The sequence below is a fragment of the Nostoc sp. genome, from assembly GCF_036917815.1.
Classification (GTDB): Bacteria; Cyanobacteriota; Cyanobacteriia; order Cyanobacteriales; family Nostocaceae; genus Nostoc.
On sequence record NZ_JBALEK010000079.1, the window covers coordinates 52,273 to 73,180 of the forward strand.

At 41.9% G+C, this 20,908-nt stretch carries 17 protein-coding genes and 1 pseudogene; 7 read left to right on the forward strand and 11 right to left on the reverse strand.

All coding sequences use genetic code 11. From position 1 onward, the window contains the following. Positions 1 to 66: 66 nt before the first annotated feature. The 4 genes from V7K97_RS23975 to V7K97_RS23990 form a co-directional block, all read right to left on the reverse strand. A complete protein-coding gene (locus V7K97_RS23975; protein ID WP_334803484.1) occupies positions 67 to 3,822 on the reverse strand; it encodes a PAS domain S-box protein in 3,756 nt (1,251 codons plus the stop codon). Between the two features lie 13 nt (positions 3,823 to 3,835). Beyond that, the gene (locus V7K97_RS23980; RefSeq protein ID WP_334803485.1) at positions 3,836 to 5,866 is read right to left on the reverse strand and encodes an ATP-binding protein; all 2,031 of its coding nucleotides are present in this window, start codon (positions 5,864 to 5,866) and stop codon (positions 3,836 to 3,838) included. Beyond that, positions 5,853 to 6,167: a hypothetical protein gene (locus V7K97_RS23985; protein ID WP_334803486.1), complete on the reverse strand. Its 315-nt coding sequence runs from the start codon at positions 6,165 to 6,167 to the stop codon at positions 5,853 to 5,855. The genes V7K97_RS23980 and V7K97_RS23985 overlap by 14 nt, the downstream gene beginning before the upstream one ends. A 609-nt stretch (positions 6,168 to 6,776) precedes the next feature. Beyond that, on the reverse strand, positions 6,777 to 7,277 hold the full coding sequence (locus V7K97_RS23990) for a fatty acid hydroxylase (protein WP_334803487.1): 501 nt from the start codon (positions 7,275 to 7,277) through the stop codon (positions 6,777 to 6,779). 597 nt (positions 7,278 to 7,874) lie between these two features. On the opposite strand from V7K97_RS23990, the gene V7K97_RS23995 reads away from it, so the two are divergent. Beyond that, entirely contained in the window at positions 7,875 to 8,573 is a 699-nt protein-coding gene (locus V7K97_RS23995; RefSeq protein WP_334803488.1) for a haloacid dehalogenase type II, read from the forward strand. Between the two features lie 588 nt (positions 8,574 to 9,161). Continuing rightward, positions 9,162 to 10,031, forward strand: coding sequence for a DUF5895 domain-containing protein (locus tag V7K97_RS24000; RefSeq protein WP_334803489.1), 870 nt, complete (start codon positions 9,162 to 9,164; stop codon positions 10,029 to 10,031). Between the two features lie 122 nt (positions 10,032 to 10,153). Here the strand turns inward: V7K97_RS24000 and mltA are convergent, their stop codons facing one another. Then, complete coding sequence (gene mltA, locus V7K97_RS24005; protein WP_334803522.1) at positions 10,154 to 11,416, reverse strand: murein transglycosylase A; 1,263 nt, start codon at positions 11,414 to 11,416, stop codon at positions 10,154 to 10,156. Positions 11,417 to 11,419: 3 nt separating this feature from the next. Further along, a complete protein-coding gene (locus tag V7K97_RS24010; RefSeq protein WP_179066232.1) occupies positions 11,420 to 11,674 on the reverse strand; it encodes a hypothetical protein in 255 nt (84 codons plus the stop codon). A gap of 199 nt (positions 11,675 to 11,873) precedes the next feature. Between V7K97_RS24010 and V7K97_RS24015 the strand changes: the two genes are divergently transcribed. After that, positions 11,874 to 11,999: a hypothetical protein gene (locus V7K97_RS24015; RefSeq protein ID WP_334803490.1), complete on the forward strand. Its 126-nt coding sequence runs from the start codon at positions 11,874 to 11,876 to the stop codon at positions 11,997 to 11,999. A gap of 169 nt (positions 12,000 to 12,168) precedes the next feature. Here V7K97_RS24015 and V7K97_RS24020 read toward each other — a convergent pair whose 3' ends face one another. Continuing rightward, entirely contained in the window at positions 12,169 to 12,402 is a 234-nt protein-coding gene (locus tag V7K97_RS24020) for a hypothetical protein (RefSeq protein ID WP_334803491.1), read from the reverse strand. 694 nt (positions 12,403 to 13,096) lie between these two features. Between V7K97_RS24020 and V7K97_RS24025 the strand changes: the two genes are divergently transcribed. Next, positions 13,097 to 14,473 (forward strand): serine/threonine-protein kinase, encoded by a 1,377-nt coding sequence (locus V7K97_RS24025; protein ID WP_334803492.1) that lies wholly within the window; start codon positions 13,097 to 13,099, stop codon positions 14,471 to 14,473. 335 nt (positions 14,474 to 14,808) lie between these two features. Here the strand turns inward: V7K97_RS24025 and V7K97_RS24030 are convergent, their stop codons facing one another. After that, positions 14,809 to 15,291: an O-antigen ligase family protein gene (locus V7K97_RS24030; protein WP_334803493.1), complete on the reverse strand. Its 483-nt coding sequence runs from the start codon at positions 15,289 to 15,291 to the stop codon at positions 14,809 to 14,811. 109 nt (positions 15,292 to 15,400) lie between these two features. On the opposite strand from V7K97_RS24030, the gene V7K97_RS32155 reads away from it, so the two are divergent. The 3 genes from V7K97_RS32155 (at position 15,401) to V7K97_RS24040 (ending at position 17,359) form a co-directional block, all read left to right on the forward strand. Next, positions 15,401 to 15,772 carry a transposase gene (locus V7K97_RS32155; protein WP_442936881.1) on the forward strand — a complete coding sequence of 124 codons (372 nt, stop codon included), beginning with the start codon at positions 15,401 to 15,403 and terminating at the stop codon, positions 15,770 to 15,772. Next, positions 15,735 to 16,046: a transposase gene (locus V7K97_RS24035; RefSeq protein WP_334803494.1), complete on the forward strand. Its 312-nt coding sequence runs from the start codon at positions 15,735 to 15,737 to the stop codon at positions 16,044 to 16,046. Before V7K97_RS32155 ends, V7K97_RS24035 begins: the two co-directional genes overlap by 38 nt. Before the next feature lie 182 nt (positions 16,047 to 16,228). After that, positions 16,229 to 17,359 (forward strand): hypothetical protein, encoded by a 1,131-nt coding sequence (locus V7K97_RS24040; protein ID WP_442938924.1) that lies wholly within the window; start codon positions 16,229 to 16,231, stop codon positions 17,357 to 17,359. A gap of 79 nt (positions 17,360 to 17,438) precedes the next feature. Here V7K97_RS24040 and V7K97_RS24045 read toward each other — a convergent pair. The 3 genes and pseudogenes from V7K97_RS24045 to V7K97_RS24055 form a co-directional block, all read right to left on the reverse strand. After that, positions 17,439 to 18,688 (reverse strand): annotated as a pseudogene (locus V7K97_RS24045) (ISL3 family transposase). Positions 18,689 to 19,160: 472 nt separating this feature from the next. Continuing rightward, on the reverse strand, positions 19,161 to 19,373 hold the full coding sequence (locus V7K97_RS24050; protein ID WP_334803496.1) for a hypothetical protein: 213 nt from the start codon (positions 19,371 to 19,373) through the stop codon (positions 19,161 to 19,163). A gap of 553 nt (positions 19,374 to 19,926) precedes the next feature. Next, positions 19,927 to 20,841, reverse strand: coding sequence for a Tll0287-like domain-containing protein (locus tag V7K97_RS24055; protein ID WP_334803497.1), 915 nt, complete (start codon positions 20,839 to 20,841; stop codon positions 19,927 to 19,929). Between the last annotated feature and the right edge of the window lie 67 nt (positions 20,842 to 20,908).

The window sequence follows — 20,908 nt, forward strand, 5'->3', positions numbered from 1 at the left end:
TGGGGATTGGGAAGAATTTACTCCCTCATCTCCCTCCCCATTCCCTATTCCCTATTCCCCAAATTACTATTCAGATAGCATAATAAAGAATACATTTTCCAACTCCTTCTCGAACCTTAAGGTTTTCACCAAATCGCCTTCTTGAGAAAAGATAGAATCGATGATGATCATGTCAGGTTTGGCTGAAAGGGCTTTATTGATGCATTCTTGGGGATTGGAGGCTTCAATTACGTTGTATCCCTGAGCTTGTAATACATCCGATAGGGTTTTTAAGGCTGATGCATTTTTATCTACAACCAATACCTTTTTACTAGAAGTGCCCTGGTAAAGCAGTGAGCCTATTTCGTTGAGGAGTTTTTCTGTGTTAATGGGCTTGGTGAGATAGCGATCAATGCCAATATGGTAGCCTCGTTCTTTGTTTTCAATAATTGACAGAATAATGATCGGAATGTCTGCGGTCTGGGGATCATTTTTGAGGACGGCTGCCACGTCAAAGCCGTTGATTTGGGGCATCATCACGTCCAAGAGAATCAGATCGGGACGGGCTGTTTTAATTTGATGAATTGCATCCACCCCATCCCTTCCTTCCCGAACGTTGTAGCCTTCGTTTTCCAGTTGTTGACGAAGCAGTTCCCGAATGTTAGCGTCGTCATCCACAACTAAAATGGTTTTACGGTTTTCGTTCAGCACAGTTTTTGTGGTGATGACGTGTTCTTTGAGTTGTTTGACTAGCGTATCCAGATTCAGATTAGCAGTGGTTTTTTGATCGCTGGCGTAGGTAGGAATGATGAACGAGAATACGCTGCCGTTACCTGCTTCACTCTCAACCCAGATTCTACCGCCGTGATGATCGACGATTTGTTTACAGATGGGCAATCCTAAACCAGTGCCTTTGGGTTTGTCGGTGAGGGTATCACCAACTTGGCGGAATTTCTCGAATACTTTCGGCTGGTCTTCAGGTGCAATACCAATGCCTGTGTCGATGACGCTGATGCAAACACCTTCGTTTTCTTGTTTGACGCGGCAGGTGACACAACCAAATTCGGTAAACTTAACGGCATTGGAAATCAGGTTGATTAAAACTTGCAGCAGACGGTTGCGATCGCCTAATATCTGAGGCAGTCCAGGTTCAATCTCGCTGACCAACTGCAAGCCATTGGTTTGAAACAACGAGGCTGTGGAATTGGTTGCCCAATCGAGTAATTCGCTAGGATCAATGGGCTGCATCTGCCATTCCACCTTACCTGCTTCCATCTTGGCGATGTCCAGAACATCGTTAATCAAAGATGTCAGCCGTTCTGCTTCCGACACAATAATATTGAGATTGTCACTCACCCGCTTGATGGTTTTCTGAAGCTTACGGTCTTCAGCAGGAAGTATTGGGAACACATCGGTTTCTAGCTTTTCTTTAATGATCGACGCAAAACCCAGAACGGAAGTCAGAGGCGTTCGCAGTTCATGGGAAACGGTGGAGATGAAGTCAGTCTTCATCTTGTCAATCTCCTTTTCTGCCGTCACATCCCGAATCAGCAGCGCCGAACCGAAGCAGATAGCGGGTTCTCGATCTGTTGTCTTTTTGAAAATGGCAGTTGCCACTGCCTGACCAATGCGTTCCTTCGTCAGTTCAACTTCGGCAGAGAACACCTCTCCGGGATGAGACTGAGTTTGTGCAACTAGTTCTGCTAAACCAGATACCGACAGTTCTCGGTAGTGACCGTTGAGGTCAGTAGCTGTCAATTCATACATGGCTAAAAAGGCAGGATTGAAGTGGGTAATTTGTCCTGCGGTGTCTGCCACCAACAAACCATCTGCTAAGTTATCTAGAATGGCATTTAATCCCTGTGTTTCTGCTAAGGTATTTTGCAGAGCAGCCGTCCGCTCTAAAACTCTGGTTTCTAGTTCTTGATTCAGTTGCCGCAGAGCGACTTCTGCTTGTTTACGAGCAGTAATATCGGTATTAATTTCCAGTGTGGCGCAGCGTTGACCGGATGCATCCAGTTGCATTGTCCAGCGACTCTGGACAATAATATATCTACCGTCGCGGGTGAGGTGTTGCAGTTCCCCTTCCCAAGTGCCCTGCTGTAAACACTCTGTCTGGATTTCCTTTAGGGGTTTTGGAAAGATTGTGTGTAGCAGATTGTGAGTGATGTCTTGGTTTTTCACTTCTTCACACTTCCAGCCGTAGAGCCGTTCTGCCCCCTGACTCCAGTAAGTGATTTTGTCGGCGGAGTCACGGACAATGACGGCATCACTGGAATGATTTAACATATTCATCAACCGTTGATTTTCCGCTTCTGCTAGCTTGCGATCGTGAATATCAGTGCAGGTGCCAATCCACTCGCGGATGCTACCGTCTGCTTGCACGACGGGGGCACCACAGATAGCAAAGTGGCGATAGCTGCCATCCTTGCCACGCAGCCGGTATTCGGTTTGAAAGAGGCTTTGATTCATCGCCAGAGCATTACTCCAGGCAAGGGCTGTGCGATCACGATCGTCAGGATGAATGGCATCAATCCAGCCCAAGCCCTCAACTTCGGCTTCACTCTGACCCGTGTACACCATCCAGATGAGCATTTCACTGCTCACGGCCAGTCCATCAGGGGTAGCCACCCAGACAAGTTGTGAGGTGGCAGTCACCAGAGAGCGAAACCGTTCTTCGCTCTGTTGCAGAGTTTGTTCTGCTACCTTGCGATCGTGAATATCGGTGCAGGTGCCAATCCACTCGCGGATACTACCGTCTGCTTGCATGACGGGGGCACCGCAGACAGAAAAGTGGCGGTAGCTGCCATCCTTGCCACGCAGCCGGTATTCGTTTTGATAGAGGCTCTGGCTGACCACGGCTGCATTCCAGGCTTGGGCTGTGCGATCGCGATCGTCGGGATGAATGGTGTCAATCCAGCCCCAGCCCTCAACTTCGGCTGCACTCTTACCCGTGTACGCCATCCAGGTGAGCATTTCACTGCTCACCGCCAGTCCTTCTGCTGTGCATACCCAGACAATTTGTGAGATCGTAGTCACCAGAGAGCGAAACCGTTCTTCCCTCTGTTGCAGAGTTTGTTCTGCTACCTTGCGATCGTGAATATCGGTGCAGGTGCCAACCCACTCGCGGATGCTGCCGTCTTCTGCTAGGACGGGGGCACCACAAACAAAGAAGTGGCGGTAGCTGCCGTCTTTGCTACGAATCCGGTATTCAACTTCATAGAGGCTGAGGTTTGTCACGGCTGTACCCCAGACAAGGGTGGTGCGATCGCGATCGTCAGGATGAACGGCATTAATCCAGCCCCCATTTTCCGTTTCAGCTAGAGTTTGACCTGTATAGGCTACCCAACTTACCATTTCAAAACAAATTCCTTCTGGTGTGCTTACCCAAACAATTTGTGCAGTAGCTGTTACCAGAGAGCGGTATCGGGCTTCACTCTGTTTCAGAATTTGTTCAGTATGTTGGCGTTCTTGCTGGGCGTGTCGAAGGTCGCTGATGTCCTCCACACTACACCAAATTAGTTGCTCTCCATCTTTCTCAATCATCAGTCCAGAGATTCTAACTGGAACCAAATGCCCGTCTTTGTGGATTATCTCTTTCTCATAAGGGCCGTAGCGACCAGTTTTTTCTAGGTTCTCTAGGCTAGATCGGTCAACGGTGGCATAGTTTTCAGGGGTAATCTGGCGATCGCACAGATTCAGAGTTTCTGGAACAGTGCGCCCCAAAATGGCAGCATAGGCAGAATTAATGTTAATTAGCGTCCCATCTATTCGGCATAGTACTAGCCCAATAGGACATTGTTCAAATAGCTGACTGTTATATTCATCAAATTGCTTAAACATAGTTAAGGTTTCTTTAGTGACGTATTTGGGTAGGGTTAGAACAACAGAACCAAGACAACAAAGTGGCGTAAAGCTTTAAGGAAATTGGGTGGCGTTGGAACATCTGGTAAATTTGATCGGCTGATGCAGCCTCCACATCTGGATTGTGCTGTGAGAGTCGCTGGATCAGTTGAGTATGGCGGATTAGCAAATCCGTCGGTTTGAGCATTGGAGGTGTTGATGGAATGAAGCCGTCAGTATTTGTTGTCGGAGTTGGCGAGGCAGAGGTGTAATTCTGTTCTTCAGTAGCATCCACCAATGCACAATTGAATGGAATCTGAATCCAGAATTCTGTCCCTTCACCCGGTTTAGAACGACACTTGAGCATTCCCCCATGTTTGTCTACAACAATTTTGTAGCTGATTGCCATACCTAACCCGGTTCCCTTACCAATATCTTTCGTGGTGAAGAACGGATCGTAAATGCGGCGAATTACCTCTTCCTTCATGCCTGGGCCATTGTCGGCAATACGAATCACAACCCACTCTTTGTCCAGGGCTTGAGTGCGAATGGTAATGCTTGGGATTGTCATTTCTCCTTGATCATTTGTTCTTTCTGATTCCTTTGATGCCAATGACGTAGACGCTTCTCTACGAGACGCTACGCGAACGCCTTGCCGCAGGGTATGACTAATGACTAATGACTCTTCCAACGCATCAATAGCATTTGCCAGGATGTTCATAAATACCTGATTCAACTGTCCGGGGTAGCATTCAATCAGGGGAAGTTTTGTATAGTCTTTAATGATTTCAATTGCTGGACGACGAACATCTGCTTTCAGGCGATGGTGAAGAATCATTAGCGTTCCGTCGATGCCATCGTGGATGTTGACGGCTTTCATCTCGGCTTCGTCATGGCGGGAGAAGTTTTTTAGGGATTGGACAATTTCGACGATGCGACTTGTACCCAGTTTCATGGAATCTAGCAGTTTGGGAAGATCCTGCATAATAAATTCCAGGTCGATATTGTCTAACTCTGATTCCAGTTCTGGAGGAGCAACAGGTAGAAATTTCTGATACTTTGCCAACAGGTATAGCAAATCGTGGGCGTATTCGGCAACATACCTTAAATTGCCGCAAATAAAGTTAACGGGGTTATTGATTTCGTGGGCAACTCCGGCAATGAGTTGTCCTAAACTAGACATTTTTTCGCTTTGGATTAACTGAGTTTGGGCTAATTGCAACTCATGGAGAGCTTGCTGAAGCCTCTGTGTCTGGGCTTTTGCTTGGAGTGCTGCTTGAGTACTTTGTTCATAAAGCACAGCTTTATCAATGGCGATCGCTGTTTGGGAGGCAAAGATACTCACAAGTTTTAGGTGTTCAGCCTTGTATGAGTCGGTTTTGGGCGCTCCAATGGCGATCGCTCCCAGTACCCGCCCCTTGGCTCGCAATGGTACACAAATCATTGCACTCACGTTTTTTTGCCCATCCAATCGAGGATCGGCTTGCACATCGTTGACGAGTTCTGCCCGGTTGGATTGCACAATGTTGCCAATAATTCCCTTCCCCGGTTCCGGCTGACTGTGGTCAAAAAACACTCCAAATTCGGCAATGATTTCAAAGGCAGTTGCATCTGGACTCAGCAGCAGAATCATCCCCGCAGATGATTCAATTAATTGACTCAATTCCTGAAGCACAAGTTGGGCAATCTGTCGCGGATCTAAACTTGTTGTGAGTTGAGTCGAGATATCCTGAAACAAATCAATTTCTTGGTATCGCTCCAGTAATTCTTTGGCGAGTTCTTTTTTCTCAGCTTCCTGCTTTGCTAGAAACGAGAGCAAAGTTGCAAGTATAGTCGCCTGTTCTCCCCCAACAACCCAACCGATGATTTCTCCTGACACCTCGATTGGATATCGGTTTTCGGCAGTTTGCTCCCCAATACTAATTAGTTTCGTACCGTCTACCAGTTCAATATCAATGGCGATGTTGAACTGGTAGACTAAGTTATGAAGGAGAGATGGCAACTCTTTTTTGTTAAGAATCTTTCTGAGGCTAACTGCCGGCATGAAACACCTCATCTAGAGCAGGTTGCAAATTGACCACATTCAAGCTAACCGAGTTGTTAATTTTATTAGAAACTTCCAAGAAATAAATTAGACATCTTGTGGAGTGGGCAGCCTTCGACTGACTTGTACTAATCGTTGTCGTTCGCGTAGTGTCTCGCAGAAAAGTAGCGCTCACGCCGAAGTCCTGCGGCTCGACTGAGCGCTCGCCGAATGTCCTCCTGCCTTCTTCACCGTAGCTATCCGTACCCCTTCGGATAAGCAAGTTACGCCTAGCATCTCCAGAAAAGAGAGGAATTGTCATAAAAATCTAGGGATATAATAATTTACTAATTAAGACTAGTTTTCCCAAAAACATTAACGATATAACAGCGAAGTTGAGCGGTAGCAGATACCTTTAAACTCCCTGCCAGAGACATTCTTAGGTCTTTGCAAGTCTCTTACTGGTTGATTATTTTTAGAAAACCTATAAGTAAATATTTTATAATTAGAGAAAGGTATAGACTTAAATCTATGGTCAATTGATATCTTTTGTTGCTACTACTCGGAAATTGTCATCAGCTTTTTTGAGTATGTGGGTGAGCGCATTTCTGAGACTGGAATAATCTGACTTTTCACGGCATCTGGAAAATTTCACTTCTATTTCTCTCTTCCTTTAAGGCTACGGTGTACACACAAGTCTTAAAAACCTAACTTGATAAGGCTTTACTCTGTGTGTACACCGTAGTCCTTTAAGGAGAGAGACTTGGAATTTTTCCCATTCCCGTGTCGGGAAGGGGGTTAGGTCAATCGTTAGCTTTTCCACATAACGTGAAAAGTTAGTGGAATAATCCCATATAGTGTAAGAAAATCAGCTGCGATCGCAGCTGATTTTCCTACTTTTAAAAAATATTTAGGTAAGCAGTAGCTTCAGTTAGATTCGAGAGTAGCGAAAACGAATTCTGAGTAGCCGAAGCCAGCGTAACCACATTTGGGCAGGTTGTTCAAAGAAGGTGAAAATATCACCGAAGCCTAAATTAGTTTTGTGATGATGTAACCAATGCCTTTCAGGAGTAGTAACAAATAGAATTTGGCATAAAATATTTATCGGCTTTGGAGTTTGCCAACCCAGTACGCTGATGTGTCTCCACCATACATGAAACTGACCAAGCAGTAATCCAGAAATCACGCCAATGGGAGAGAAAGACCACAAGACTACTGCTATGAGTACATAAGGCAAAGCTCCCAAGATCCCATCTAAAAGAACCTGGGGATTAAAAGTCAAAATAGCGTAGTGGCGAAAGTCCTTCTTCCAGGAGTGGTGCGTTTTTAAATGAAGGCTACCAAAAACGTGCTCGGGTACGTGGTAAAAGAATGTAGATAGAAAATCACCAAAAAACAGTAATAACCAAGCAACAGCGATAGCCTCAAGCATTTGTACTCCTCAAGAATAGTTAAGAAAACTCCACAGAAAATATGCAAATGTCATGCTGTCGGCGTAGATACCTAGCTTTCCACTATGCAAGCAGCATCTCTGTGTTTCATGGGTCTACGCTCCAGTTAATTTTGCTCAGAGTAGATGTAATTGGATCAGTTGCAGTTTCATCAATCTCCGATCCTTAATGCAGTAAACAGCAACTCGTAAGAACCTCCAATTTGACTTCTAGCTCTGGGTTAATGGTATCAATACATCTAAAACCCGATTGGGATACAGTATTTTACCATAGTTACTACACAATCTTCTTACTAAGGCATACAGCGTAAGCAAAGGTTGAGTTAAAGTTAGTACAAATTTAGGTTAAGGCTTGCTTTAACATTGTTAATACTAAATTGATTGCAATTAAGCTTCAATTATGAATCTAATCACAACGATGGAAATAGGTATTCTGCCAAGGTAACTTGGGTTATCGAGGTGAGTTAAAAGGGGTGAAAAGTTGATCTTAGAGTATCAAATCTTGATTTTTCACATATCATTTATAAACCAGTACCCAGTATCCAATTCCGAATTAATCAAGTTTGGGAGTATAAAAAGGTGATTGATTTCAATCAGTATAAGGCTTTAACTTTCGATTGTTACGGAACCCTGATTGATTGGGAAAATGGCATCTTAGGGGTGCTAAAGCCACTTCTGCGGGTACACAACACTAATTTGGATGACGATCAAATTCTGGAACTTTTTGCTGAATTTGAAGCAGAACTGGAAGAAGGAGAATATATCAAATATCGAGAAGTTTTGAAGAGAGTAGTCCAGAAATTTGGTGAACGATTTGGCTTTGAGTCAACTGGTAACGAACTCAATTTGCTTGCTGATTCGATTCAGCATTGGCTGCCTTTCCCCGATACAGTTGAGGCACTTAGAGCTTTAAAGCAAAAGTTTCAGTTGGTAATTATCTCAAACGTAGATGACGATCTCTTTGCTTTCTCGGCAAAGCACTTGGAGGTAGAATTTGACCAGATAATCACAGCAGAACAGGCAAAAAGCTACAAACCCTCCTTAAACAACTTCAGACTGGCTATTGAACGAATTGATTTACCGCTAGAGCAGATATTACACGTTGCGGCTAGTGTATATCATGATATTGTTACAGCTAAATCTCTAGGACTATCTACAGTCTGGGTGAACCGTCGAGCAGACCAGAAAGGAATTTTTACCACAGTAGCAGCAGTAAGTCAACCTGATTTAGAAGTGCCTGATTTAAAGACTCTCGCTGCTTTGAGTTCACCAAAATAATATTGAGAAAGAGGAAAAGGGGCAGGGAGCAGGGAGCAAGGGGGATAGAACAGAAAAGGGATTCGACCCCTCCAATACGAGAACCACTTAGCAGAAGTGGGGGACGTAAGAACATGTTCCGCTCCGCAAACTAGGCAGGAGTCAGGGGTCATTTCCCCCCGCTCCCTGCCCCCTGCCCCCTGCCTCTTCGTTGAGCAATAAATCCTGAGTACCCAGCACTGTTTCCATGAGTTTATCCTAATACCAATTTAATGTGAAGTTGCACATATCTTGATCCCCCTAAATCCCCCGATAAATTGGGGGACTTTGATAGATGTTTTTCCGGTTCCCCCCTTATTAAGGCTTGCTCGGGGGGATCGAATTCTATGCAGCTTCATAAAAAATTGGTATAAGTTAACAATTTACTAGATAAACCTGTAGAATCATAGTCATATACTGACAAATGTCTGATGTATAAACCTAGTGAATTTGCCGAAAAAATAGGGATCTCTGTTAAAACTGTACAAAGGTGGGATACGCCAGTTTGACGGCACGTTTGCCCTTCTGCCGATAAACTTGTTCAATAAAACACTTTGATAGCCTAAAACGATGAAAGCATCTGCTAATTTCGACTTTGAAGACGAGAAATTCAATGCACCGCCTTCTCAAGTCATCCCTTGGTGTCAGATGATTAATCCTCGGTATGGCACAGATGGTATGCAATCCCACGGTTTGGCGATTAAATTAGATAATGCCAATGCTGTCGGCTTTGTGCCAGATGATAATTGGCAGCAAGTGGAGCATGAATTTAGCTCTGGAGTCGAAACTGTCTTTATTACCACTACTCCACGCTTGGTTCTAGTGCGTCGGGGACCATTGTCTGTTAAAGATCGGGAAAGTGGTCTAAAACTGGGTACGCTCAAAGAGAATTATGATGCTTTTTTAGCCGACAAACTGAAATTTAAAATTTTTACTCGCTATCTGATTTTTATAGTGGGAGAGAATCAAAAGTTTTTACATGAATCACCACTACAACTAACTCTTAATGGTGTCGCCGGAGCGAGTTTCAGCAAAACCTACTGCGAATATCAACAAGGCAAAGTAGTTAGTGGATTCGTTGCTGAACTAGAAAAAGCTTATGCTATCTACCGCAAGCAACCTTTGACACCAAAAGGTCCTTTGTTCCATGCTCACGGGATTTTTTGCCCGATAATTGAGTGTGAAGAAAGAGGTATTGAACCAAATACAGTTTTGGTAGCTTCAACTGTAGACTACAAACATCCCACGGTAGGGACTTTAACAGAATACTTAATTGCTTCCGATTCTCTTGAGTCTGCAATGATTTGCAAGATTTTTGAAGAATACAAAGATTTTGGGAAGGAACCTGTGAAAGCTGAAACGCCTAAATTGGAAATGGCAGGAGTTTCCAACTCTTACGTTTATGCTGATGAAGATGATTTTGCTTATCCGCCGTATTAGGTGGGAGTGGGGAGTGGGGAGTGGGGAGATGAGGGAGATGAGGGAGATGGGGGAGATGAGGGAGATGGGGGAGACAAGGAGAATAACTAATGCCCCATGCCCCATGCCCCATGCCCCATGCCCTATTCTTTGAGCAGCAAGTAATATAGTGAACCATTACCGCCTGTGATGCCAGCGCGATCGCCTGCTAGTTTACCAGAACCCATGAAATAATCCACTCGGCCTGGACCTTTGATGGCGCTTCCTGTATCCTGATCTAGCACAAAGCGGCTGACGGTACGACTTTGAAGTTTGCCACCACTGGCGGGATAGGGAAATGAGTTGTAAATCAGCGCTAGCGCTCCCGGAGGCATGAGAGACTTATCTGTAGCAATGGAACGTTCTGCCGTCACTGGCACATGAATACTGCCTGTAGCCCCGGTACCACCAGTTTCCTCAAAGAAAACAAATCGTTCCCAGCGTGGCAGATAATTGCTCAACTCATGCGGCTGTTGCCGGAAGTAAGCAATCATCCGTGGTAGCGTCAATCCATTTAGTGGAAGTTTGCCATCTTTGGCTAGTTCTTTGCCGATGCTAGTCCAAGGGTAATCAGTTCCACCTGCATAGCCAATTGATGTTGTCTTGCCATTAGTTAATTTAATTTGGGCAGAACCTTGGATATGTACCATATATGCGTCTAGGCGATCGCGGAACCAAAGCAGTTCTAAACCGCGTAACTGGCTCTTATTCCCTAGTAAACCATCCTTCCCTTCCAAATCAATTCGTTTTGGGTGGGGTTTAGGCCATTGCCCAAAATCAGGTGGTAGCCGATAAAGAGGATATTTATATATTGCAGTTCTGACACGGCTAGCAGTGTAAACAGGTTCGTAGTAAGCAGTGAACTTAACAGTACCCTTGCCATCGTTGCCCACGGACTGGTAGAAGACAAATTCCCGGCGGACAGCCGCTTGTAGTTGCGCTGCTGACTTAGAAATGACAACTAGTTGCCGAAAACGTAGTAAACTCCGACGGACGCGATCGAGGGTAATTTCCTGAACTGGATAATTTTGATATGCTGCGATCGCGTCACTCTTGGTTAGGTAAAGCAAACTGTTATCAATGGAAGCCAACAACGCATTGCGATCGCCTATTTTACCTCTTTGACCCCAAATTTGGTCATCCCAACCCACTAAGCAAGTTTGCCGGAACTTACAATCGCTGCCGATAGCGATTGGTTTTAGCGCGGGCGTTATCTCAGGAGTGATTGGTACTGGCAGAGGTGGGAGATCGGGATTAGTCGGTATTGGCAACGGCACTAAGTTAGGAACCTGAGCAACAGCCGTCCAGAGAGGGTTTGCAAGGGCAATTCCCAGACTCAAGGAAAGCAAAGCAAGGGTTTTTTTCATCATTTAGTTGAATCTTTCAACACTGGAACTAAAAACGGGTTCTACCCGGATTGCGACAATCCGAGAAGGGCGTATTACCATATATTCCCCTTGAATATTTTTGATCGGCACACTAATAAAGTCATTAGAAGCAGACTTTGGCACAAGTTCGCCACTATACCACTTCTGAAACTCTTGAATAGTCGGAAAACGTACTTCTTCCCGGTGGCCGCTTTCCAGTAGGAGGAATACGGCATATTCATTTGCAGTTCTAGCCATAAGGTTGGATCATTTAAAAAACATTCAACCCATTGTTAACCACCTAACCTCCGAATGAAAAGGGTAAGCATACGGGAGCAGGGGATTTGGAGGGCATCCTTGACAGTGTAAGGTCATAAAAAATTTGTCAATAAGTAATAGTGCTGAAAATTTTCCCAAAAAAGGGTAATTAAACACCCAATTGTATAGATAAGCTGAGATGCATTTAATTTTTGAAGGTGAAAATCTCACAGCGAATTTTTCCGGCTCCAAAAAGTACAACTTAGATGCGCGACAGCTTATTGCTCTTGTTGGGTGTTGTGGTAATGAACTCAAAGAAACATAGTCTTAGACAAAAGTTCCCCTGTTAGTTCTAACTTGCTACCTGACGTTGATGCTCTGGGAGCATCCCAATGAGAGCTTAAATCTTTTCCCTCACCCCCAGCCCCTCTCCCAAGGATGGGAGAGGGGAGACATAATTCTAGTTCCCCGAATCCCAAAGATGGGAGAAGGGGTTAGGGGATGAGGGCTATCAAGGTTTTTGCACATTTGGGATGCTCCCGATGCTCTTGATCCAGAAATGCGCTCGGCTGAAATTTGGCGATTTTCTCGTCAAGAATAAAAGATTTGACATATTCAACGATCATCGTTTGGAGAGAGAACAGACCTGATTTGGCATCAATCCACGATCGCGCTTCCAGTAGTTCCAAGGTTTCTAGGAGTTCTTGGGATGAAACAGAGGATGGCATCTTTGTTCGTAGCTGTGAAAAAGAAATGGGTTGACGATTGAGTGCCATACATTGAATCGTTGCTTTCGCTGCATCCGACAGGTGTGCAAATTCTTGGTCTAAACCGTTAAAAATTGTACCAAAAACTGTAACTTCTTGTTTTAAAAATTCAGTGATGCTGCCATCAAATAACTGTTGAATCGTTGTGGCAATGCGGTTTAGGACATAGGGATTCCCTGCATAGGAAGCGCTATTAGACTATAAATTGAGCTTTAGGGGAATCACTTACCTTCTAAATAATATGGCTGCAAGCTGATTTGGAGTCTAGGTAGTCATGAACTTGTAGTATAATCCTCAAAAAACTTGAAATTACAGCAGTTATCGTTTACGTGAGTTACACCCGTAGGGGCACGGCAATGCCCATTGGTGTCAACTTAAGCCTGGGCGAAGGTCATTCGCGGCTACACAAACGAAGTCCGCCTGCGCGGACTGACGGAAAATTAAGGATTTGAAACCTGCGGAGGCAGGTTTTGTTTGTGTAGACGCGGTTTCTAACCGCCCATTTCACGTTAAGTTGACACGTATGGGCAATGCCGTGCCCCTACACCTCGTGATGTAACGTTGTACTGCATCTGAATGGGAACCGCTATACCAAACCTCCCCAAACCTGGTAGTTATGCCAAGATTAATTTGAGGACTTAAGGCAAGTGACACAATGTTAGGACAATTATTAGACGGACGTTACCAAGTCCTCCAGGTTTTAGGTGGAGGTGGATTCGGTCAAACCTACATAGCCCAAGATACCCATCGGCCAGGTTTCCCGAAATGCGTTGTCAAACACTTTAAGCCCGTCACTCGTAGCCCAGAATTTCTCGAAACTGCTAGACGGCTATTTACTAGTGAGGCAGAAACACTAGAACAACTGGGCAACCATGACCAGATTCCTCGGCTTTTAGCCTATTTTGAAGACAACCAAGAGTTCTTCTTAGTGCAAGAATTTATTGAAGGGCATACTCTGAAAGCGGAACTGTTTCCCAATCAACATTGGACAGAGGATCAAGTACTTCAACTGCTCCAACAGGTGTTAGGTATTCTACAATTTATTCACAGCCACAACGTTATCCATCGAGATATCAAGCCGGACAATATAATCAGGCGGCAACAAGACGGTAAGTTAGTGCTGATTGATTTTGGCGCAGTTAAACAAGTCCAAACTCAACTGCTTGCAGTTCCAGGGCAGACGGGGGCTACTATTATCATTGGCACCCCAGGATATATGTCTACAGAACAGGGGCAAGGTAAGCCTCGTCCTAACAGCGATATTTATTCTTTGGGTATTATTGGTATTCAATCGCTGACAGGGTTACATCCGATAAACTTTGAGGAAGACACAAATACAGGAGAAATTTCTTGGCAGCACCAAGCTAAGGTTAGTTCTGGGTTGGCATCTGTGCTATCTAAGATGGTGCTACACCACTTTAAACAGCGTTATCAGTCTGCGGCTGAAGTTCTACAGGTGCTTAAGCATCTCGATCCTCAAGTAGAAACGCCATTACCTCAACCACCATCTTTGACACAACCGCCTCAAGCTTCACTTTCTCAACAAAACTCAATTGGATATCTTACTTCTATCCTGTCTGCGGAAAACTACAGCCGCTTAGAAACGATTCTTTTAGAATTTGTTGGTCCGGTAGCCTCAAGATTACTACGACAAGTTGCGGCCTCATCGCCCAATTTTGAAGAATTAATTAGTCAATTAGCCCTTCATCTTCGAGGAAATCAACAAATTGATTTTCAGAAAAAAACAATGTTTTTACTAGAAAAACCTACTCTATTACAGGAAGTTACTGTTCAGTCTGAAATAAAGCCAAATAATTTATCAAGCCAACAATCTCAAGGAATCAGCGATAGTTTTGTGCATCAGTGTGAGCGGGAATTAGCTGATTTAATTGGCCCAATAGCTAAGTTTTTAGTCCAAAAAGCTGTTAAATCTTCTGGGCAAATTTCTCGTGCAGAATTTGTGAAAGTTTTAGCATCACAAATTCCCGAGCCTCAAAAAGCTTTGCAATTTCAGCAACGTCTACTTTCTTGATTTTTTCACTTATAGCACGCTATAGGGGTCAATTACCATCAAGGCTATGGTAACAATACACCATTAGAACTGGAGAATCGCCGATTAAAATATCTAAGAGGATTAGCTAAAAATTGAACAGGACTTACGCACACTCTACGATTCTTGGCGTTCTTGGCGTCTTCTCTACGAGACGCGAAGCGCGAAGGCGGTTCGATAAATTAATCTTTTTGGCGATTTTTGCGTAAGTCCTATTGAAAAGTAGCGCTTATTTTTTGTCTAAGTCCCATTGTGACTCTGGCTTTGACTGAGTGCTGCCCAGTAATAGACACAGCAAACAGATGATGGTAGCGGTTTTAAAGTGTGATTTTCGGGACACGGGATATTCCAGATATACTGAGCGACCACCAAGCTAGATGGGTAAATTGGGCGCACTCAAACCAAGTGAAGGTAAAAGCGAGGTAGGCAATGAAGACTGCTTCAATGCCACGGTAAGGTGATTTGATCGCCTGCCACAGACACCATCCTAACAAGGCTAGGTACGATGTCATCCCCAGTAAGCCTACTGATAAACTTGTATCTAAAATTAGATTGTGCGCTTTAGTTGTGGGTAGTTGTGCCGTTTTTATTTGGCCATTATCGTCTTGGTAGTCGAAACTAAAATCACCCAAGCGAATTACTTTAGTTATTTTTTTGCCGGGGCGCATATAGGAATAAGCGGTGCCAAAACCATCCATTCCCCATCCGAGTAAGGGACGCTGACTAATTCTATAGTTGACCAACTGCCACAGATCAACGCGGTTTGATGTGATTTGTTTAATCAGAGGTAAATTATTCATCTGCCTAGTGCTGGTAGCGATGCCAATTATGAGCAGACATACCAGAACCTATCCCACTAATGCCAGATTGTAGTAATCTATTTTTTGGCTTGAGTTGGGTGTATCAGTGATGGCTGGACGTTTTGAGGGATTGAGCGACCTGGAATGGAATCTATTTGAGGATATATTTCCTAAGCAGGCATCCAAACGTGGTAAGGGAATGCCTCATGCACCGTATCGCTATGTATTAAATAGTCTGTTATACATTTTGATAACTGGATGTCGATGGTGTGACCTTCCACGAGGGGATATATGGGCATTGAAAAGCTCATCCCACCGATGGTTTAAGCGATGGCGTTCTGATGGGACATTTGAATATATACAAGGACGTGTATTAGCGATGCCTGCGGCGGGCTACGCCTACGCTAATGAGAAGGGGCTTATAAACTGGGACTTTGGGGCTGTTGACGGCTCTTTTTCCCCCTGGAAAGGGAGGAGGTGAAGAAGTTGCGTATGGAGGTAAAGGGAAAGGTGTTCTTATCCACACAATTACGGAAGGTGGTGGAATGCCCTTGGCTAATTGTACTACCCCAGCCAATGGCAACGAGAGAGAACAAGTAATACCTCTACTCGATAAAGTTAAACTTAAAACATTAAAACGTGGCAGACCACGTAAGCGAATCAAAGTACTAGCTGCTGATAAAGGTTACGACTCGAAACAAAAACGCGCTGACCTGCGGAAACGAGGTTATATTTATTTACTATTTCATCAGTAATAATATTTATTTATAAAAAATTTTCTTATTTAATATGCTAGATATCTACATTAATACTAAAACACTTGATAACAGTCATACATAAAATTACAAGACCAATCTTTATATAAAAAATATTTTCCTGAAAACAATTATTGTTAAGATATATAACAGGAGCATCTTTATCAGGATATATTAAGTTAATGGCTATTGTAAAAGAGTTTCCAGGAAATCATTTAAAATCAATTTCTAGTGAAGTAAATAAGACGGTTGTTGAATCTTTAGCACAACAATGGGCTAAAAAATATATAGGGAATCTCAAGGTTGTTCCTGATAATATAGAAAAAATAGAAATCCTTAATTTATCAGAGATAGTATCACCAGATGGACGAAAGAAAACTGCTCAAAAAGTATTGGATTCTTTACGAAGTGTTAGTGCTAGAGCCTGGAATAAAACGGAGGGATTATTATCAAAAGAAATTCCCCAACATGGCATAGACTTAAACCTAATTAATCCCTGGGAAATCGCTGGAGATTCTTTTAACATTTACCAAAAAGCTTTGGATGTATATACTCAACAAACAACATCACAACCTCTTTCTTTGGTAAGGAACCTAGTTGACTCAGAGAATCCACTTTATGAACAGGCATTAGATGTTTATACAGAACAAGTGGCTCCTAGCAAGCTGGCTACAGTAATTGGTGGGGATATAGGAAAGCTCAGAAAGAAATACACAAGTAATGACCCTAGAGTTATTGGCTTTGTAAGTATGCAGTTTCATTACACAAGTCAAATGCTCATACAATCACTTGAGCCAATAGAACAATCACTTATTAGTACATACTTTAAAGTGATTGACGACCATTTGTATATGCCACTGCAACGTGCTTATGAAGCAGCAGCTAACCATGATTCTGATTCTGTAGCATTATCCGCAGTGCAAAAGTTACTACCAATTAGTACACAAATTGCTAAGAGGATTTCCCAAAGAGTAATTGAACTTAATCCAAATTACAACTCAATGTCTGGTGCATTAAGTAATCCAATAGTTAAGACTTCTAGTATACGGGATGTAGAAATGTTTCAAATATACCTGTGGGTATGTACTTTAGAAACAAGCTGTGGAGCTATCCAACAAGAGTTATTTCCCTTATGTGTAATGCTTTATCCCAGATTAAAAGTGCAGTGGGAAGTAGTTCGTCAAATGCTACATTTGCTGAGACAAGAAATAAACATTAGCTTGACTTCTCAAGAAGCAGAAACTTTAATGCCATATTTCCAGGTATTGTGGGATATGTTCTCTCCAGAGGTGTTTGCTGAACTTGGATTGTAATAGGGGACTTCCAAGGAATAAATTACTCAACTGTGAATATTTTGAATAATTTTGGTTCTTCAGTACATAGTATGCTTAACTAATAGTTAAAATGCCAATTCAACAAGCATCTAACTCGGAAATTTTCAAAGTTTCTAAATCCATATCCAGAACGTTTAATTAGCTTAAGTTTGTTATTAATGCCTTCCACAGCACCACTAGTTGTCCCATTATCAAAGTAAGCGATTATCTCATCAAACCAACGGATAATAGTATTGTTACTTTTGGGAAAATATTTTTTAGCTTTCGCTAACCACATACCCAGTTTAAAAACTCCCGGATACCAGTTATCTGTCTTATTAAAAATTTTTCTAATTTTCTCTTTTAATTCATGCATTTCTCTTAAAATAGGAGATACACTTTTCACAACAAAAGAGTTTATTTATTTGTTCCTCATTTAAGTCTGACTCATTTGTAAGTAAAGCGTACTTACTATTTTTTAATCCCGCTAACACTTTTTCGTGGTCATCTTTTTCTGATGATGATTGCGCTTTTTTAACTAGTTCTTCTAAATTCCGTTTCTCTTGTTTTCTTTGTGTATCTAGTTCTTTATTGATCTGTGTCATCACATGAAATCTATCTGTTACTACTTGAGCATTGGGCATTAATTCTATTACTACGTTTTTGTAACCTACCCACAAATCTATACTCACTTCCTCAAGAAAGTTCTAAGACCTCAGTTCCCCACCCTATAAGGGTTTTCTTTACTACCTCTTGGGTGCGCGCATTTAATATAGTTATTAGTTTAGATGTATCTAAATCTATTAATACCGCACAGTAATTACCCTTACCTTTTACTAAAGCTATTTCATCTATTCCAAGTCTTTTTATAAAATCAGGTTTTGAATCGGATAATTTTTCAGATGCATCTTTTAACATTCTTTCTATTTCTTCTGTTGTGACTATCCCTTTATCAGCTATACTGTGGATATCGTTTTCTACTACCTCTTGTATTATCTTGTGTGCCAGCCGTTTTGTATAAGTTCTTTTCTTACTCACAAAATCTAGCTTTTCACTAAAGGGTTTTTTACATTCTTCACATTTGAATTGTCTTCTATTTATTTCTAAAAATACTGGTTTCTCACCAAAAGGTAAGTCTTTAACAATGTATCGATGATTTTGATGTAATCTATGGCTTTTTATACCACAGCGAGGACAAGTACTGTATGATTTTGTTGATTCGGTTTGTAAAATCATGCCTATCCCATCATGAAGACGATGTGATATAACTTTCACATCTTTTAAATCAAGAAGCTCTGTTAAAATTTTAATATCTTGTTTCCTGAGCATGACTGTAAATACACCAAATACAACAAAAATATTTTTCTTGTACTTAAAGTTAACAACAAACATGCTTTAGATGTCAATTACATCAACGGTTTTATTTAAAGATTGATGCAATTATTTTTATTTATTAAACTTAATAGCTAACAATTTAGCATAACAAGTACTGAAGAACCTGATTTGTTGTCAAATACAGATTTTTCAGAAATCTTTTTGCCCTTTGCTTCATCTCACCAAGGCAACAACATTAATATTCTCTTAAATGCAGGACAATTACTTTTTCTAAAAAGTTTATATAAATGTTCTTTATTTGAGTATTCATAAATGGGTAGTAGATGCATAAATTCAATTCTTCTAGGTTGCAAAACTATTCAGTCTTGTGCTTAGGTGCTACAGACCATCAGAAAGCATTAAGATAAATGTATGATCCTTTTGAGGATGTGAATACCCAATATTTACTGAACTATTAAAACAGCCTCTACTGAATTAAAGTGAGGCCGGTAGAACCAAATATGTAGTTAGCAGGACTTGGAATTTTTAATTTTAGAGAGTTATTTTGCCAAAAAAGCTTTGCCGTCAGACGAAAACCAAAAGAAGATTCAGGTCTGATTTGCCACCATCTGACTTCTTCCCTGTGACTATATTCAAGCGATTTATTTAGTTGAGTATTAGTAATAATCTCTTCAGTCACTAGATTTTGTTGTATTATTCGTCCATCCAATGTCACCAAATCTGGAATAAAGCTTTGGAAGAGGTTGATAGAAAAAGGCGTTGAACTATTTATCTTGAAGAATCTTCATGAAGATAGCCGCGATCGCGTCAGAAAGGTGTACAACATTGGCGACTACAAATGTTTGACATCAGCCGTTTATCGCTTTCATACAGCTAGCTAATTTTGGTGAGTTTTAATAGTCAGCAGACCAAATAATGGGACTTAAACATATAAGTTAAAAATAGAGTATAATTGTTTACCAGCATAGCTTTAACGTCGAAGTAACACCCCATGAAAGAGACAACCCCCGCAGCTATGCCCCCCATGTTTTGAAAAATGGTGTAGCAGGTTTGATGATGTGTTTACTGATAAAGACGCTCAACCAAACCTAGGAATATTCTTAACGGAGCAGTATTGGGACTTTAGTCGTGATAATCCTTCTTTTGAGCGATTCATCGCTCACTACAAACTTGGATTTTATTTGATGTTTCTTTCATAATCCACAATCTGAAATCCCAAATCTAAAATTGTGTCAGTTTTCGCTATTGAGCATCTCCAGGGCTATTTTTAAGCTAGCTTTCATCCGATTAAATGCTTCTGCTAACCCGCCAATTTCATCATTAGAGCTTTCTTCAAAATCAGCGCTCATATCACCAACGCTAACTTTTTGGGCGATTTTTTCTATTCTTCTGATGCGCTGAATTACATATTTTGTGATTAAGAAGTTAATTAAGAAAACGACGAGGGCAAAGATCGCAATTAAAAGTCCCATGATCAATGTCCAAGTTCGTTTGGCATTGGCAAAAATCTCTTGAGAAGGAACAGAGATTATTTGGGCAGAAACAATTTGATTAAGTTGCCAACCAAAACCATTTTCTGAGCCATAGGTTGCCAACTGACTTTTAGGAGCCTGATCTGGTGTAGAATGACATCGCAAGCATTTCTGTTCTGTAATCTTTAGTGGTTGTGCAATATAAAATACTTCACCTTCTGGCAAGTTACGAAAGCCTTTAATTTCTGGAGTGTTGGGTTCGTTGCGAAAACGCTCTACAAGTTGAGTTTCAAAATTATCCGCTTTATCCGCTAAATTGGTTGGATTAAGTGTTGCATCTTTATGAAAAAAGTTTTTAAATTCAGGCTTTTTACGAAAATTCTCAAAAACCTCTTTAGAAGAAAAAGTTGGTACGACTTCAGGCATGAAGGTGGGGTTAGTATCTAATCTCGGTTCTAATAAAGGATCTATCCGATTTTGTGTATAATCTCTAACTGCGTTCACCATTTGGATGAGAATCTGCGCTTGAGAAGCTACTTCATTTTGCGCTCTCCCTTGAAGTACACTGGATAAGGCAACGCCACTACCCACAATACTGACTATGAAAACTAATATTAAAAGTAAGTTAAATTTAGCACCTATTTTTAAGTTTCTTAACGTAATGTTATTTAACATAACCTAAGCAATGAAGGTGGTATCTGAGTTTGTCTAATATTTATTTATACCTGTTAGAAAGCATCTC